The following is a 16393-nucleotide window of genomic DNA, read 5'->3' as shown; positions in this document are numbered from 1 at the left end:
TTCGAATCGAAAGAGAGAGTGGTGCCGTGAATTCGATCGATGACCTTATGGACGAACTAGCGATTCGAGATTTGTCGCACCGGTACGCGATGGCGCTCGACAAGAACGATGTCGAGGTGTGGCGGGCATTGTTCTCCCAGGAGATCGTCTTCGAGAGCGGAACTTCGGCGCCGCGAGAGCTGGAAGATGTTGTGCGGATTCCGGAAGACCAGCTGAAGCGCTACAAAAAAACCTTGCACTCCGTCACAACTCAGCAGGTCTTCCTCGATGGCGACAAGGCCACGGGCGAGGTGTATTGCGTCGCCCACCACATCTACGAAGACTTTCATCAGAACGACAGGCTCCCGTTCGACCTGAGCCACAACTTCCTCATTCGCTACGACGACGACTACGTGCGCGAGGACGGCCGCTGGGTCTTCGCGAGACGGCGCATCATCACGGAGGCGCGCTTCGTGCACCAGATCATCCCCGCAGCGACCTGAGCGCTACCTGATGAGCTGCCTGACGCGGATGCGAGACCGGGCCGATCGCGGGTTACCCAAAGGCTCGCGCCAATTGAGGTAGCGAGGATAACGAAGATGACGCCGAGCGATACCGTGGTGGGAATGTAGAACACCTCAAGGAGCAGCATCTTGACTCCGACCCACACGAGCAAGATGGCGAGCCCAACCTTCAGGTAGATGAAGCGGTGCATGAGGTCTGCCAGAAGAAAGTACATTGCTCGCAGGCCGAGGATGGCAAACGCGTTTGCGGTGAACACCAGGAAAGGTTCGCTGGTGACGGCAAAGATTGCCGGTATCGAGTCGACCGCAAAGACGATGTCGGTCACTTCGACCAGCACCAGAACTGTCAAGAGTGGGGTAGCAAGCAAGACGCCCGCTTTGCGGATCACAAGTTTCTGTCCATAGAACGCATCAGTCATGGGCACGCGACTCCTGAACAGTTTCAGAACCCGCGACTTTTCTGGGTTGTAATGTTCGTTGCGCTTACGAAGCATCTGGATTCCCGTGAACACCAGGAATGCACCAAACACGTACAGCACCCAACCGAAACTGCTGATCAGGGCTGCGCCGGCCGCGATAAAGATTCCGCGGAACACGAGCGCACCCAGAACGCCGAGAAATAGCACTCGGTGCTGGAATTGTGGCGGTACCGCAAACGCGCTGAAAATGATCGCCCAGACGAACACGTTATCGACCGCGAGTGACTTCTCGATAACAAAGCCGGCGAAGTACTGCTGACCGAACTCCGCCCCGAACAGCCACCAGACTATTCCACCAAAGGTCACGCCGGAGGCAACCCAGAAGACGGACCACGATGCGGCTTCGCGCACCCCAATCACGTGTGCGGTGCGGTGCGCAATCAAATCAATCGCGAGCATCACCAGAATCACACCGATAACGGTGAGCCAGGCCCAGAGCGGAACGTTCATTTTTAGTGCCTCCAGAATAGTGTTCATTCTGGAGGTCTTGTCGAGCTCAAATCGAGCCCTGGCTGCACCGAGCCGTGATTGCACGACCGTAATGACGATGAGCCTCGCGGGGACTACTCCCCTCCGAGAATTACTGAAACACATTTCCGGTGTTTGCGCAATGGCTTGCGCTGCAGTGGGGGTTTACTCGCAGTTAACACGGTTCGACTGCCCACCAAGACGCCACTGCGATTGGCGCCATCTTTCATTAACTGCCTTACGGTGGAGACTATGGTTCACAATCGGAGCACGCTGGGTGATTCAACCTCTGTGGCAGTGATCACCGTCTCGGATCGGAGTTCACGCGGAGAGCGCGCCGACCTGTCGGGGCCGCGCGCCGTGGAGTTGCTCAACGAGCAGGGCTATAGCGCGACGCTGACGGTGATTCCGGATGGCATCGACTCTGTCACCGGTGCCATTCGTGCCGCCATCGACTCCGGAGCGCGTGTGGTGATCACCAGTGGCGGCACAGGGATTGCGCCGCGAGATCTCACCCCCGAGGGAACCCGCCCGCTGCTCACCCGCGAACTTCCTGGAATCGCCGAAGCGCTTCGCCGTGAAGGAGCCCGCAAGACGAGAACGGCGGTTCTGAGCCGAGGCCTCGCGGGCATCAGCGACAGCACTCTTGTTGTCAATCTCCCCGGTTCAGTGAAAGCGGTGGAGGAAGGCTTAGCGGTGCTGTTGCCCCTGATCCCGCATATTGTCGACCAACTCGATGGCGGCGACCACTAGAAGGACCGCGGTGACCACTAGACGTCGTCACGCCAGCGACGCCACTGACGGTGCGAGCGTTATTCGGGGCGATGCCAGTCGCCCGAACGTCCGCCCGACTTCGCGAGCAGGCGCACATTCTCTATCTGCACCGACTTATCTATTCCCTTGACCATGTCGACAATCGCGAGGGCGGCAACGGCCACCGCCGTCATGGCTTCCATTTCGACGCCGGTTCGATCTGCGGTGCGCACGATGGCAACCACCCCGACTCCGTCATCCGTGACCTCAAGATCGACCGTCGCACCGTGCACTCCAATGATGTGCGCGAGGGGTAGCAGCTCGGCGGTGCGCTTGGCTGCCTGAATTCCGGCGATCCGGGCAACAGCAAGAACATCGCCCTTCGGGGCACTGCCCGAGCGAAGGGCGTCAATGATCACGGGGGAGCAGCGCACAAAACCGGCAGCCGTCGCCTCGCGCACGGTGGGAGTCTTAGCGGTGACATCGACCATGCGAGCCTGGCCGGCAGAATCAAGGTGGGTGAAAGGTTGATCGCTCATGAGACCAGTGTGACAGTCAGCACGTCGCCCGCGAACACTTCGGTGACATCTTCCGGCACCAGCGCCAGAGCATTTGCTTTCGCGAGACTCGCCACGAGGTACGAACCCGAACCACCAGCGGTCGCTGGACGAACGGATGCCGTGCCGGCGTCATCCCAGGCGACTATCGCCGGCATATATTGGGCGCGCCCCGCGGGGCTTCGCCAACCCACGCTGGTGGTGACACGTTGTGTATCGCGGAAAATCTGCGACCGCCCCGCCATCGTGAGCAACGCCGGGCGCACGAATGCCTCGAAGGACACAAAGACGCTCACCGGGTTTCCGGGCAGAGTGAAAATGGCGGGGCCGGTCGCCCTTGTCGTCGGCTCACTCGCGAGGGGGAACACGCCGAAACCCTGCGGCTTGCCGGGCTGCATCCGAACCGGACCAAACCACACACCCAGGGGCGCAAGAACAGCCTTCACAATGTCGTAGGCGCCAACGCTCACCCCTCCCGAGGTGACAAAAGCATCAACCTGGTCGGCGTGTGTTCGCAGAATTTCTTCGAAGGCATTGTTGTCGTCCGGCACGGCACCCAGCTGAATCGGGATGCCACCACCCTCGGCGATCATTGCCGCGAGTAGCAGCGAGTTTGAGTCATGGATCTGGCCGCGTTCGAGCGGTGCGCCGGGCTCGCGCAGCTCGGAGCCCGTCGACAGTACCCCAACGCGGGGTGCGGGATAGACCGACAGGTGGCTGACTCCGACCGCGGCAGCGGCAGCGAGATCGCGGGGGCCCAGCACACGCCCTGCCGTCAGCACGGTGTCGCCGGTTCGCACGTCTGCGCCCTCCCGGCGGATGTGTGCGGCAGCCTGAGGAGCACGCGAAACAAGCACGGTTTGGGTACCCTGATCGGTGTCCTCGATCGGCACGATGCAATCCGCGTCATCCGGCACGGTGGCTCCCGTCATGATTCGGGCGACCTCACCGGCGCCGAGCCGCGGGTTCTCGGCTGAGCCCGCCGGCAGGTCTGCCACAACCCGGAACGCGACGGGGGTCTCCGCAGTTGCGGACGCGGCATCCACTCTCCGCAGCGCGTACCCATCCATGGCGGAATTGTCGAAGCTTGGCACAGTGACGGCCGCGTGCACGTCCTGGGCGAGCGTAAGGGTCAGTGCCTGAGCGATGGGGATGGTGACGGCGGGTAACCGAGTGACGCTGCCGAGAATGCGGTCGAGATGTTCAGTGACGCTCAGCGACGGGGGGAATGTGGGGGCGTCGGGGCTCATGTTCTCACCCTAGCCAATCGAGAATAGGCTGCGGAGGCTCAAAATCGGCAATATGACGGGAGAATTACCGTTCTTACGGTGGTAGAATCCGAAATATGACGCAGTATCGGATTAGCGAAGCCGCCCAACTTCTTGGGGTCAGTGACGACACGATTCGGCGATGGATTGCGGCCGACGCGCTGGCGGTGTCGCTGGATGATGCCGGGCGTCAGGTGGTGCGTGGTGCAGACCTCGCTCAGCGTGCTCAAGAGCGGGCGCAGCAGGCCCAGCAGCATCAGGGCCGTTCTGACTCGGTGAGTAGCGCGCGCAACCGGATGGTGGGGCTGGTCACCAGCATCGTGAGTGACACCGTGATGTCGCAGGTTGAGTTGCAGTGCGGCCCGCACCGGATTGTTTCGCTGATGTCGACAGAAGCCGTGCGCGATTTGGGCCTCGAAGTTGGGTCGCTTGCAGCCGCTGTCGTCAAAGCAACCATGGTCATTGTTGAGTCGCCCAAAGAGCGCACGCAGTGAGCCCACTCGTGAAGCGTCGTTGCGGCCGCCGTCGCCGCCTCCGCGACCGCCGCATCGCGATAGCTCCCGCCGTCGCGTCGCTCTCCCTGGCCGCGACGATCGGCCTTGCGGGCTGCGCCCCGGTCGACTCGCCACCGGCATCCGATTCCTCGTCTCAGCAACTTCAGGGCGAGATCACCATCTTTGCGGCGGCCTCACTGTCGGCGTCGTTCACGGAATTGGCCGATGCCTTTACGGCGGCGAACCCCGGTGTGACCGTGGCTCCCATTTCGTTCGACGGATCATCCACTCTCGCGACCCAAATCGTCGAGGGTGCGCCGGTCGACGTATTCGCTTCGGCAGACGAAGCCACCATGGAAAAGGTTGCCGAGGAGCTCGCCGGCACACCGACGCCGTTTGCCAGCAACCTTCTGCAGCTTGCGGTCCAGCCCGGGAATCCCCTCGAGATCACGGGGCTGGCCGACCTCACGCGGCCGGGGCTGCAGCTCGCACTCTGCGCACCCGAAGTGCCGTGCGGTGCGGCATCCCACACGATCCTCGACGCTCAGGGGGTAGCGGTGACGCCGGTGACCGAGGAACAGAACGTGAAGGCGGTGCTCACCAAGGTGAAGGCCGGTGAAGTGGATGCCGGGCTCGTGTATGTCACCGACGTTCTCGACTCGGCGGGAGCAGTTGACGGAGTCCCCATCCTTGGCGCCGAGAGGGCCCGCAACAGCTACCCAATCGCAACGATGGCTGCCTCGCAACAGCCGGACATTGCCGAAGCATTCGTGAGCTTTGTGCTCTCGGATGAGGGCCAAGCCATTCTCGCCACCTACGGCTTCTCGAGACCATGACCGTGACCGAAACCGTGACCGTGACCTCGACCGAAACTGTAGCCGCGATCAAGCGCTCTCCGATCAGAACCGGAGCGGCAATCCCGCGGCTTCTCTACATCCCGGCGGTGGTCGGTCTTGCGCTGCTGATCCTCCCCATTGTGGGGCTGTTTCTGCGGGCGGACTGGCCGCGGGTGCCGGCCGCCATCATGTCGGTTGAGGCACAGTCTGCTCTCGGCCTTTCCCTGCAGACGGCGCTCTCGTCGACGGTGCTGTGCATCATTGTCGGTGTGCCCCTCGCCCTCCTGATTGCCCGATCCGGCAGTCGTGTAGCGGGGCTCCTCCGGGCGTTGACGACACTTCCGTTGGTCATGCCCCCACTGGTCGGCGGTATCGCGCTGCTCTACCTTCTGGGGCGCAACGGTCTTGTGGGCAGTGGCCTAGAGCTAGCGTTCGGCATCCGCATCCCGTTTACGACCGCCGCCGTGGTGATTGCGCAATCCTTTGTGGCGCTGCCGTTCTTGGTCATTTCCGTTGAAGGGGCGCTGCGCACCGCTGGCACACGTTTCGAGACGGTGGCCGCAACGCTGGGCGCTGGGCGCTGGATGGTCTTTCGGCGAGTCACGCTCCCGCTGATCATGCCCGGTCTTCTCGCCGGAACGGTGCTGTGCTTCGCGCGGGCGCTCGGAGAATTCGGGGCCACCGCACTGTTCGCGGGCAACGCCGCCGGTATCACCCGCACCATGCCGCTGGCGATCTACACGGCGTTTAATGGTGCGGGCGTGAGTCAAGATTCCGCCATCGCACTCTCGCTTCTGCTCATCGTTGTCTCCATCGTCATCCTGTTTCTCCTGCGCAGTTGGCGCACAACCCCGGAGCTCTGATCGATGATGGTGGATGTCGACCTTCTGGTGCACCGTGGCCCCTTCACCCTCGATGTGAGTGTCTCGGTCGCGCCCGGAGAGACCCTCGCACTGCTGGGCCCCAACGGCTCGGGTAAATCAACCATGTTGGCGGCAATAGCCGGTCTGCTGACTCCGGATCGCGGCACGATCGTGGTCGGCGGGAAGGTGCTGACGCAGGTAGCGGACGCATCAGACGCATCGGACGCATTGGGGCGCAATAGTCAGGTGCCCGCTCACCGGCGTCGGATCGGGTTGCTCGGCCAAGATCCGCTGCTGTTTCCCCATCTCAGTGCGCTCGAGAATGTCGCTTTTGGGCTGCGCTCGCAGGGGATAACGGCGTCGTTGGCGCGGGCACGTGCCCGGCAGTGGATTGAGGATGTCGGGCTGGCGTCGTTTGCGGATCGCCGGCCGGCAGAACTTTCCGGAGGGCAACAACAGCGCATCGCTATCGCCCGAGTGCTGGCCACCGAACCCGACGTGCTGCTGTTCGACGAGCCAATGGCAGCGTTAGATGTGCAGAACGCGTCGCTGGTGCGCACGCTGTTACGCGAGCGCCTCGCCGACCGCCATGCGGCCCGCCACGCCACCGCTGCGGGGCGCGGCACCGGTCGTAGCTCAGTTGCGCCCGCCACCATCGTCGTCACGCACAACGTTGTCGACGCACTCGTGCTCGCAGACCGTGTTGCAATTCTTGATCGGGGTCGAATCATCGACATCGGTGTTGTCGCCCGGGTACTGGGCCAACCGGCAAACCTGTTCGCCGCCACCCTCGTCGGCCTCAACCTGATCGAGGGAATCGTTGAAACGCCAGAACTGGTGCGCACACCAGACGGCCGCCGATTTTCGTCCGAAAACCAACTCCCCCCGGTCGGCACAGAGGTTTCTGTCGTGTTCCCGCCGTCTGCAGTAACGGTGAGCCGGGAGGCCAGCATGCCCGCGCCTGCGATGCCCAATTCGTGGCGCGCAACGCTCGAACTGCTTGAGCCCGGAGCCAACGGGATCCGGCTGACTTTCTGCGATGACACGGTCGCTGCAGAGGCTCCACCCACAGAACTTCTGGCTCAGCGACTGTCTGCAGGTGATGCCGTCACGGCATCCATCGATCCCGCCGCTGTCACGGTCTATCCCCGCCGCCCTGCAGTCCCGGAAGTGCCGAAAGTGCCGGAAGTGCCGAAAGTGCCGGCAGTGCCGAAAGGGCCCGGCAAGGATCTGCCGTGAGGCGTGTTTGGTAGAGTTCGCGCATGCGCGTGACACGGCTCAGAGTGTACCCAGTGAAATCTTTTGCCGGCAGCGATGTCGACGCCGCGCAGGTGAATCCGTGGGGGTTGGAGCACGATCGCCGCTGGGGGCTCGTCGACAGCGCGGGCGACAAAATTACGGCCCGCGAGCACAATCAGCTGCTGGGTCTCACCGCTCGCACCCTTGGGGAGACGGTGCTGCAGGTCTCCGACCGCGACGAGGGAGTGATCACAGTCGACATGCGCGAGGGCGGAGAGACAATCGCGGTGAATCACGGTGGCCAGGGCACGGCGGTTGCCGCGCGTGATGATGTCAGTCGCTGGCTGAGCGAACGCCTGGGGCTGGCGGTGCGACTGGTGTGGCAGCCCGATCCCACGGTGCGATCCATTGCCAGCGAGGATGGTGGGGAGGCGGGCGATGTTGTCTCCCTCGCAGATGCGGCACCGTTACTTCTGGTCGCGGTGTCGTCACTGCGCCAACTCGATGACTGGACAGAGCAGCAGACGGAAGCGTTGGATGTCGTACGGTTTCGCCCCAATGTCGTCATTGATGGCGCTGAACCTTTTGTCGAAGAGAGCTGGTCGGGCGTCACGATTGGCACTGTGTGCTTTCGGGTCACGATGATCTGCGACCGCTGTGTGATGACCACGATTGAGCCCTCCACCCTGGTGCGCGGCAAGGAGCCGATTCGAACTTTGGCGGTGCATCGCAGGCGGGACAACAAAACGTGGTTCGGCATCCGTCTCACCCCGCTTGGTCCGGGTCGAATTCACGTGGGAGATCAGGTGGAGGCGCTCGGCGCTAAGTAGGGCTTTATTCAGCTTTGTGGTTCGCCTCGAGCGGGCGTGCGGCCACGGCTCGGGTGAAGGCTGCGATCATGAGCAGCGTCACGACGGCCCACGCGGCGACACCAATCCACACCCAGACGGCCGCCAGTTGCTGAAAGAAGTCGAACCCGATGGCGCGGCCGAGGGTTACCGACGCAACCGCATACATGCCGAGGGGGAACACGACGCTCCACAGCTTGGCCTCGTACCGCCACGAGTAGTGGCGCACGAAGTAGCGCCACAGCCCAAAGATGACGAGCATGGGAATGAACCAGCTGCCGAATGCCCACAACACCACGGCAAAGCCTGCGACAAACGGATGCACCTGCGTTAGGAGTGGGTTGGGATTGCTGGTGTCGAGATCGAGGATGCCGGCTGCGGCCCGCACACTAATCGCGGTAGCCCCCATCAGAATCCAGTAGGCGGGGCCCAACTCAGCGGCGGTAGTTTCGATAAGAAATAGGCGGAGAAAAATGATGACGACCAGGATCAGGTAGAGCACCACCCCGACCCCCCAAAACAGCACCGCCGCCGACGCAAGCATGTCCCCACCGTCGAGCCACGGAAGTTGTGGAGCCAAGGCGGTAGCCAATACGGCGATGGACTGCGTGCCCACCACCCACACAAGCCACACCCCGGTGATTTCTCGCAGCGCCGGACGATTGCCGGCGAGAACCACGGAACTGAACAGTCCATAGGTGAGCACGAGCCACAGAACAAAGGCAATAATGCCGAGCACGGCGGAGAGAAGCCACGTTTTGTGGGCCAGGAGCGCTGTGGCGAGCACATTGGTTCCGGCCACCACGGTGAAGTAGGCCACCGCGCTGCTCGGTGCTCGGAGTGAGGCTAAAAAGTGGCGCGGAAAACGGACGATCCGTGTGACGTAGGCAGCAGACAAAATAAGCCAGCCAGCGACGGTGGCGTAGAGAAGGATTTCGGCTATCAGACTGTGCCCGAGCAGCCGGCAGCCGATCGAGACAATTCCGGTTGCCATGACGAGGGCAAAATATCCCGGATCGAGGGTTGCCAGCCACGCACCAATTTTGCCGGTCGGGATGGGCTCATAGTCGAGAGGCGACACTGACGCGCCTAGCGAAGGAACACCGGGAAGCGGTTCGCCTGTCACCTCTCAATCGTCTCACTTTTGTTGCGCGACGATCGCGAGGTCACCGCTGTGCTCGCGGCCCACCCGCGTCTACCGGTGCGTGCCCCGCGGTGCTGATCGCGCGAGCGGTACACAACGTACGGGCGAAACAGGTAGCCCACCGGTACTGATAGCGCATGCACGAGTCGCGTATACGGCCAGATCAGGAAAAGCCCAGTAGATACCAAGATGTGCAGTTGGAAGATGAGCGGAACGCCCACCATGAGCGAGGCATCAGGCTGCAACAGGATGAGACTGCGAACCCACGGTGAGATGGTTCCGCGATACTCGTAGCCCGCTCCCAACACTTGGAACTGGATCACCGCAATTGTTCCGAGCAACAGCGAGGCACCCAAGAAGAGAAACATGACAATATCCATGCGTGTCGTGACACGTGCAACCCGTTGCACCAGTCTGCGGCGGATTAGTAGGATCACGATTCCGGCGATCGTGATGAGGGCGACGGCAGTCCCCACCCAGGTAGCGCCGAGGTGATAGGTGTGCTCGTCTATCCCAATGAAATACAGCCACTCCCGAGGGATCAGGAGCCCGACGACGTGACCCGCGAGAACGCCGAGAATGCCGTAGTGAAACATCGGCGAACCCCAGCGCAGCCACCTACTTTCGTAGGTTTGGCTCGACCGCGAAGTCCAACCAAATTTGTCGTAACGGTAGCGCAGGATATGTCCAACGACGAAACTCGCTCCTGCAATGTAGGGAAACGCCACCCAGACCAACACATCCACGGCAGTCATACCCTCACTCCTTCGCTGCTGGCACCCGCAGGGGTGTACGGCTCAAGTGCACCGAGGAATGTACTTACTCCGACCATTTCGGTTGGTGGGCCCTCGTTCACGAGACGCAAATAGCGCTCGCGAGTTTCATCGTCGATCGTGGGGAACGAGCGACACACTGCCGCAACCACATGCGAGTACGGGCTGTCGAATGACTCCAGCGCGGTGCGCAAAACCTCAATCCCTTCACGGTATGACGCGAGAAGTTGGCCGGCAATGGGGGAGTCGCTGCGGGCAGAGAATTCCAGCACCATGGGCAGATAGTCCGGAAGCTCACCCTCCTCTACCTCCCATCCGGCAGCGCGATACGCCTCAATAAACCCCACCAGCGCCATCCCGCGACGGCGAGTATCGCCGGTGGAGTAGTAGGTGAGGTAGGGGCAGCACTTGCGTTTCTGATCGAAGGTCGACGTGAAGTGCGCTTCCAGCTGCTGCTGACTCAGGGTGGACACTTTTGTCAGAAACGCGCCAAACTCATCCGCAATTTTGGCGGGGAGGGAGGCAACCGCTGCGGCAACCAGATCGAATTGTGCGCGGCGCTCTGGCTGCGGGTAATCAAGCAGGATTGACGCCGCCATGTGCACGGTCCTGCGTTGGCCCTCGGTGAGGGTGGAGTTTTCTAGCGACGTTGGCGGCTTCTTGCGGCGCAACCCGGGGATGCGTCGGCCCGTCGTTACGGCGGTCATGCTGGGTTCCCCGTCTCGGCCGGTGGGGGGAACATCCCGTTGGAGACGCCTTTGCCGTTCCAATTCAGGAGGTTCATTCGGCCCGCGGTCGATGGCTCACTAGGGTCGGTGAGGTTCTTGAGTGTGTTGAAGTTCTCGACTGTCGAATCAATCGGCGTACCGGGGATGCGTGCCGTTGCGGCAAGGTCAGCGGTGGACCCTGGCCCACCCATACCCGGGCCGCCATCGGTATCGAGAGAGCACGCGAAGTCATCGAGATCTCGCGCTGACTCGACGTGTGCTTGCGGGATGACGTACCGGTCTTCGTATTTCGCGATCGCCAGCAGGCGGTACATCGCCTCCATGTCGGCACCCGACATACCAACCGCATGGGCGATATTTTCGTTCGCTTCTTTGCCGAGGTTGATGTCGCGCATATAGGAACGCATCGCGGCGAGTTTTTTGAGTGAATACTCGACCGGCACCACATCGCCCGCGGTAAACAGTCCCGCCAGGTACTCGACGGGAATCCGAAGTTTGTCGATTGCAGCAAACAGGTTTCGAACATCTTCGCCATCGTTTCCGCTATTGGAGACGACATCAACAACGGGCGACAGCGGTGGGATGTACCAGACCATCGGCATCGTGCGGTACTCGGGGTGCAACGGCAAGGCCACCTTGTACTCGCTGATGAGCTTGTAGATGGGGCTTTTTTGAGCGGCGTCGATCCAGTCGTCGGCAATGCCATCGATCTTCGCCTGCGCGATCACAGCGGGGTCGAAGGGGTCCAGCATGACGGAGCGTTGAGCATCCAACAGTGCATGCTCGTCTTCGATGGATGCCGCCTCCAGCACGCGGTCAGCGTCGTAGAGCATGAGCCCCAGGTAGCGAAGCCGGCCGACACAGGTTTCGGAGCAGATGGTGGGTTTACCCTGCTCAATGAGCGGGTAGCACAGCGTGCACTTTTCGGCCTTGTTTGTCTTGTGGTTGAAGTACACCTTCTTGTAAGGGCACGCAGAAACACACATGCGCCAACCGCGGCAGTCGTCTTGGTCGACGAGCACGATGCCGTCTTCTTCGCGCTTATACATTGCTCCGGAAGGGCAAGCTGAGACGCATGACGGGTTCAGGCAGTGCTCACAGATGCGTGGCAGGTAGAACATGAACGTGCTCTCGAACTCCATTTTTACGTGCTCGCTCATGTGCGCGAGGATGGGGTCATCCTGCGCCGTTTCTTGCGAGCCGCCGAGGTTGTCGTCCCAGTTGCCAGACCACTTGATGTCCATGTTCTTGCCCGTGAGCAGCGACTTGGGGCGCGCGACGGGGCCATTCTTTGTCTGCGGCGCATTCGTGAGCATGTCGTAGTCGTACGTCCACGGCTCGTAGTAGTCGTCGATCGTCGGCAGGTTGTTGTTGGAAAAAATGTTCGCGAGGCTTTTGAGTCGACCACCGGCCTTCAGCTTCAGGCGGCCGCGCTTGTTGCGAACCCAGCCACCGTTCCACTTCTCCTGATCTTCATACTGGCGCGGGTAGCCGATGCCGGGCCGCGTCTCCACGTTGTTGAACCACACGTATTCCATACCGTCGCGGTTTGTCCACACCTGCTTGCACGTCACTGAGCAGGTGTGACATCCGATGCACTTATCGAGGTTCATTACCATCGACATCTGGGCCATAACGCGCATCAGTACTCCACCTCTTGGCTGCGGCGACGGATCACGGTGACCTCATCGCGCTGGTTCCCGGTTGGTCCGAGATAGTTGAATGCAAACGACAGTTGGGCGTAGCCACCAATGAGGTGGGTCGGCTTGAGGAGTATTCGCGTAAGCGAGTTGTTGGTGCCACCACGCTGGCCGGAGGTTTCGGCGACCGGCACGTTGATGGTGCGGTCCTTGGCGTGATACATAAACACGGTGCCCTCGGGCATCCGGTGCGAGACGATCGCCCGCGCCACCACAACACCGTTGCGGTTGTACGACTCAATCCATTCGTTATCGCGCACGCCGATCTTGTCGGCATCCTTCGGCGACATCCAGATGGTGGGGCCACCTCTCGAAAGGGTGAGCATCATGAGGTTGTCTTGATACTCGGAGTGGATCGACCACTTCGAGTGGGGGGTGAGGTAGCGCACTGCGACCTCCGCGCGACCCTCCGATCCGGGTGCTCCGGTCGGCGCGGTTGACCCGACGATGGAGTCATTGAAGAGCCGGTGCATATCGAGCGGCGGTCGGAACACGGGGAGCGCTTCGCCGAGTTCAAGCATCCAGTCATGGTCGAGATAGAAGTGTTGCCGGCCGGTGAGGGTGTGCCAGGGCTTGAGGTGTTCCACGTTGATGACGAAGGCGCTGTAACGACGCCCGCCGTGTTCACTGCCCGACCATTCGGGGGAAGTGAGCACCGGCACCGGGCTGCCCGCGACATCCTTGAAAGTGAATCGGGTGCCCTCGTTCTTGCTGGCCAGATGAGCAAGCTTCTGGCCGGTGTGCTTCTCCAGCTGGCGGAAGCCTTGAGTGCCCAGCCGCCCATTGGTGGTGCCCGAAAGAGTGAGCACCATTTCAGCTGCCCGCACATCGGTGTCGATTTTTGGTCGGCCCTTGGCCGGGCCGTTTTCTACCAGACCGTTGCGCACGCCCAGATCGTCGATTTCGGGGGTGGGATCAAATTTCACACCCTTGGTGACCATTCCCATCTTTGCGGTCAGCGGTCCGAGTGCTGCCATCCGTGCCCCGAAGGCGGGGTAGTCGCGTTCGACGACGGCGAGTTTCGGCATTGTCACACCGGGGATGAGTTTGGGGTTGTCGAGCACGACACCGTGCGGGGTCGACATGGCATCCGGCGTGTCATGCAGCAGTGGCGAGGCGACGAGATCCTTGCGCACCCCGAGGTGACCGACGGAGAGTTCTGAAATCTTTTGAGCGAGCAGGTGGAAGATGTCAAAGTCGGTCTTCGTCTGCCAGGGCGGACTGATCGCCGGATTGAAAGTGTGGATGAACGGATGCATGTCTGTCGTTGACAGGTCGTGCTTCTCGTACCAGGTGGCCGGAGGCAGCACCACGTCGCTGAAGAGGGTTGTTGAGGTGTTGCGGAAGTCGCTTGTCACCATCAGGTCGAGCTTGCCCTCGGGCGCTTTTTCGTGCCAATCGATCGAGTGGGGGCGCCGCTCTGGGCCGGACTCCTCACCACGAATTGCGGAAGTGGTGCCGAGCAGGTGCTTGAGGAAGTACTCATTGCCCTTGCCCGAAGAGCCGATGATGTTGGCCCGCCACACATTGAGCACGCGGGGGAAGTTCTCGGGCGAATCTGGGTCTTCGCACGCGTACCGCATCTCACCGCTTGTGAGCTGATCGACAACATACTGTGCAGGCTCGACTCCGGCCTCCTCGGCTTGATCGACGATGTCGAGCGAGTTTCGGTTGAAGGTGGGGTAGCTCGGCATCCAGCCGCGCTTCGCTGATTCCACGAGGCAGTCTGCGGTGGTCTGGCCCGCGAAAAGCCCGGTCGCTTGCGCGCTAGAAAGGGTGTCGGCCGGGAGGCCGTCATAACGCCACTGGTCGGTAGCGAGGTACCAGTAGGCGGTGCCGATCATTTGCCGGGGTGGACGCACCCAGTCGAGTCCGAACGCGTATTGTGCCCAGCCGGTGAGTGGGCGCACTTTCTCTTGCCCAACGTAGTGTGCCCATCCGCCACCATTTTTGCCTTGGCAGCCGGTCATTGTGGTCAGCGCGAGGAAGGCGCGGTAGATGGTGTCGGAGTGGAACCAGTGGTTGGTTCCGGCCCCCATGAGAATCATTGAGCGGCCGTCGGAATCCTCGGCGTTTTGGGCGAATTCACGGCCGATACGTTCGGCGGCCTGCGCAGGAACAGACGTGATTTCCTCTTGCCACGCGGGGGTTCCGGGAGTGGAGGCGTCGTCGTAACCGGTGGGCCATTCGCCGGGGAGTCCTTCTCGCTCGACACCGTATTGAGCGAGCAAAAGGTCGAACACGGTGGTTACCGTACGACCCGCGACGGTACGGATGGGAACACCGCGGCGCATGGTGCCCGCAGCACCTGCGTGTTCGTCGCCCTCGGTGGGGGCAAGATCGAATCGAGGAAGATCGATGACGGCCGAGGCTTGGTCATAGTCGGGGGCGTCGAGGATGGAAAGTAGCGGATCCACGTCTCCGAGGTCGAGGTTCCAGAGCCCTTCATCTTTCTCGGAGAAGCGGTGACCGATTGAGCCGTTCGGCACAACCGGTGTGCCTTTCTGGTCGAGGAGTACCGGCTTGAACGCCGCATTGGGAACTTCTGCGGCCTTGCCGGGCAGGGCATCCGCCATGAGGAATTTGCCGGGCAGCCAAGAATCGCCCGACTTGGTCAACTCGATGAGGTAGCTGGAGTCGCTGAACTTCTTCATGTAATCGACGAACATGGGCGTCTTGCGGTCGACGATGAACTCTTTGAGGATGACGTGACCCATGGCGATCGCGAGCGCGCCGTCGGTGCCGGGGTGCGGTGCGAGCCACTCGTCGGCGAACTTGGTGTTGTCGGCGTAGTCAGGGGAGACGACGATGACTTTCTGGCCTCGGTAGCGGGCCTCCACCATGAAATGCGCATCGGGGGTGCGGGTTACGGGAACGTTGGAGCCCCACATCATGAGGTACGAGGCGTTCCACCAGTCGGCGGATTCTGGCACATCGGTCTGGTCACCGAAGACCTGCGGAGATGCCACGGGCAGGTCGGCGTACCAGTCGTAGAACGACAGCATTGTTCCGCCGAGCATGGTCACGAAGCGAGACCCAACACCGTGGGAGACGATCGACATTGCGGGGATCGGCGAGAAACCGGCAACGCGGTCGGGGCCGTACGTCTTGATGGTGTGCACGTGGGCTGCAGCGACGATTTCGGATGCTTCATCCCAGCTCGCTCGAACCAGCCCACCCTTGCCGCGCGCTTGCTTGTAGGCTCGCGCGGTTTCTGGGTTGCCGGTTACCTCGGCCCAGGCCAGCACCGGGTCTCCGGTTTTGGCCTTCGCCGCACGGAATGCTTCAAGGAGAACGCCACGCACGTAAGGGTACTTAATGCGCGTTGGAGAGTAGGTGTACCAACTGAAGGATGCGCCTCGCGGGCAACCTCGTGGTTCGTACTCGGGCGAATCTGGGCCGACAAGAGGGTAATCGGTCTGCTGAGTTTCCCACGTGATGATGCCGTCTTTGACGTACACCTTCCACGAGCAGGAGCCGGTGCAGTTCACACCGTGAGTGGAGCGGACCTCTTTGTCGTGGGTCCAGCGATCACGGTAGAAGGAGTCGGCATCCCTGCCACCCTTGAGGAACACTGATCGAAGATCTTCGGAGACTTCGCCGGGGCGTAGGAATTTGCCCAGCTTCAGCAGTGAATCGGAGAGCAGGCCATCCGTTCCGGTCGTGGAGGGTGTGGCGTCGTTGCGATTGTTCATAGCAGCTCCAGATCCCGCTGGGGAACATCGCGATTGTGGATGCAC

15 protein-coding genes are annotated in these 16393 nt (G+C 61.6%); 7 read left to right on the top strand and 8 right to left on the bottom strand.

Annotated elements, in window-relative coordinates; all coding sequences use genetic code 11:
* Positions 1-26 precede the first annotated feature (26 nt).
* Complete coding sequence (locus ABD112_RS14365) at positions 27-482, top strand: nuclear transport factor 2 family protein (protein ID WP_343926856.1); 456 nt, start codon at positions 27-29, stop codon at positions 480-482.
* On the opposite strand, the gene ABD112_RS14360 is transcribed toward ABD112_RS14365, so the two are convergent.
* Complete coding sequence (locus ABD112_RS14360; RefSeq protein ID WP_343926881.1) at positions 389-1432, bottom strand: TerC family protein; 1044 nt, start codon at positions 1430-1432, stop codon at positions 389-391. The genes ABD112_RS14365 and ABD112_RS14360 overlap by 94 nt on opposite strands.
* A 270-nt stretch (positions 1433-1702) precedes the next feature.
* On the opposite strand from ABD112_RS14360, the gene ABD112_RS14355 reads away from it, so the two are divergent.
* On the top strand, positions 1703-2203 hold the full coding sequence (locus tag ABD112_RS14355) for a MogA/MoaB family molybdenum cofactor biosynthesis protein (RefSeq protein ID WP_343926855.1): 501 nt from the start codon (positions 1703-1705) through the stop codon (positions 2201-2203).
* Between the two features lie 59 nt (positions 2204-2262).
* Here ABD112_RS14355 and moaC read toward each other — a convergent pair whose 3' ends face one another.
* Both moaC and ABD112_RS14345 read right to left on the bottom strand, forming a co-directional pair.
* Positions 2263-2742 carry a cyclic pyranopterin monophosphate synthase MoaC gene (moaC, locus tag ABD112_RS14350; RefSeq protein ID WP_343926854.1) on the bottom strand — a complete coding sequence of 160 codons (480 nt, stop codon included), beginning with the start codon at positions 2740-2742 and terminating at the stop codon, positions 2263-2265.
* Positions 2739-4010 carry a molybdopterin molybdotransferase MoeA gene (locus ABD112_RS14345; protein ID WP_343926853.1) on the bottom strand — a complete coding sequence of 424 codons (1272 nt, stop codon included), beginning with the start codon at positions 4008-4010 and terminating at the stop codon, positions 2739-2741. The genes moaC and ABD112_RS14345 overlap by 4 nt, the downstream gene beginning before the upstream one ends.
* 95 nt (positions 4011-4105) lie before the next feature.
* Between ABD112_RS14345 and ABD112_RS14340 the strand changes: the two genes are divergently transcribed.
* Genes ABD112_RS14340 through ABD112_RS14320 form a run of 5 tightly spaced genes read left to right on the top strand, consistent with a single transcriptional unit; the run spans position 4106 to position 8290 of the window.
* The gene (locus ABD112_RS14340) at positions 4106-4522 is read left to right on the top strand and encodes a TOBE domain-containing protein (protein ID WP_343926852.1); all 417 of its coding nucleotides are present in this window, start codon (positions 4106-4108) and stop codon (positions 4520-4522) included.
* Positions 4519-5358, top strand: coding sequence for a molybdate ABC transporter substrate-binding protein (modA, locus tag ABD112_RS14335; protein WP_343926851.1), 840 nt, complete (start codon positions 4519-4521; stop codon positions 5356-5358). The genes ABD112_RS14340 and modA overlap by 4 nt, the downstream gene beginning before the upstream one ends.
* Entirely contained in the window at positions 5355-6221 is an 867-nt protein-coding gene (locus ABD112_RS14330) for an ABC transporter permease (protein ID WP_343926850.1), read from the top strand. Before modA ends, ABD112_RS14330 begins: the two co-directional genes overlap by 4 nt.
* A gap of 3 nt (positions 6222-6224) precedes the next feature.
* Positions 6225-7460 (top strand): ABC transporter ATP-binding protein, encoded by a 1236-nt coding sequence (locus tag ABD112_RS14325; RefSeq protein ID WP_343926849.1) that lies wholly within the window; start codon positions 6225-6227, stop codon positions 7458-7460.
* 23 nt (positions 7461-7483) lie between these two features.
* Positions 7484-8290 (top strand): MOSC domain-containing protein, encoded by an 807-nt coding sequence (locus ABD112_RS14320; RefSeq protein ID WP_035897325.1) that lies wholly within the window; start codon positions 7484-7486, stop codon positions 8288-8290.
* A 4-nt stretch (positions 8291-8294) separates the two neighbouring features.
* On the opposite strand, the gene ABD112_RS14315 is transcribed toward ABD112_RS14320, so the two are convergent.
* The 5 genes from ABD112_RS14315 to ABD112_RS14295 are packed head-to-tail and all read right to left on the bottom strand — an operon-like array spanning position 8295 to position 16348.
* Positions 8295-9434 (bottom strand): tellurite resistance/C4-dicarboxylate transporter family protein, encoded by a 1140-nt coding sequence (locus ABD112_RS14315; protein WP_343926848.1) that lies wholly within the window; start codon positions 9432-9434, stop codon positions 8295-8297.
* The gene (gene narI, locus ABD112_RS14310) at positions 9431-10207 is read right to left on the bottom strand and encodes a respiratory nitrate reductase subunit gamma (protein WP_343926847.1); all 777 of its coding nucleotides are present in this window, start codon (positions 10205-10207) and stop codon (positions 9431-9433) included. The genes ABD112_RS14315 and narI overlap by 4 nt, the downstream gene beginning before the upstream one ends.
* Positions 10204-10932 carry a nitrate reductase molybdenum cofactor assembly chaperone gene (gene narJ / locus ABD112_RS14305; RefSeq protein ID WP_343926846.1) on the bottom strand — a complete coding sequence of 243 codons (729 nt, stop codon included), beginning with the start codon at positions 10930-10932 and terminating at the stop codon, positions 10204-10206. The genes narI and narJ overlap by 4 nt, the downstream gene beginning before the upstream one ends.
* A complete protein-coding gene (gene narH / locus ABD112_RS14300) occupies positions 10929-12596 on the bottom strand; it encodes a nitrate reductase subunit beta (protein ID WP_343926845.1) in 1668 nt (555 codons plus the stop codon). Before narH ends, narJ begins: the two co-directional genes overlap by 4 nt.
* Positions 12596-16348: a nitrate reductase subunit alpha gene (locus ABD112_RS14295; RefSeq protein WP_343926844.1), complete on the bottom strand. Its 3753-nt coding sequence runs from the start codon at positions 16346-16348 to the stop codon at positions 12596-12598. Before ABD112_RS14295 ends, narH begins: the two co-directional genes overlap by 1 nt.
* Between the last annotated feature and the right edge of the window lie 45 nt (positions 16349-16393).

This window comes from Rhodoglobus aureus, assembly GCF_039527955.1.
Lineage (GTDB): Bacteria > Actinomycetota > Actinomycetes > Actinomycetales > Microbacteriaceae > Rhodoglobus > Rhodoglobus aureus.
This window is presented reverse-complemented; position numbering and strand designations above follow the sequence as displayed.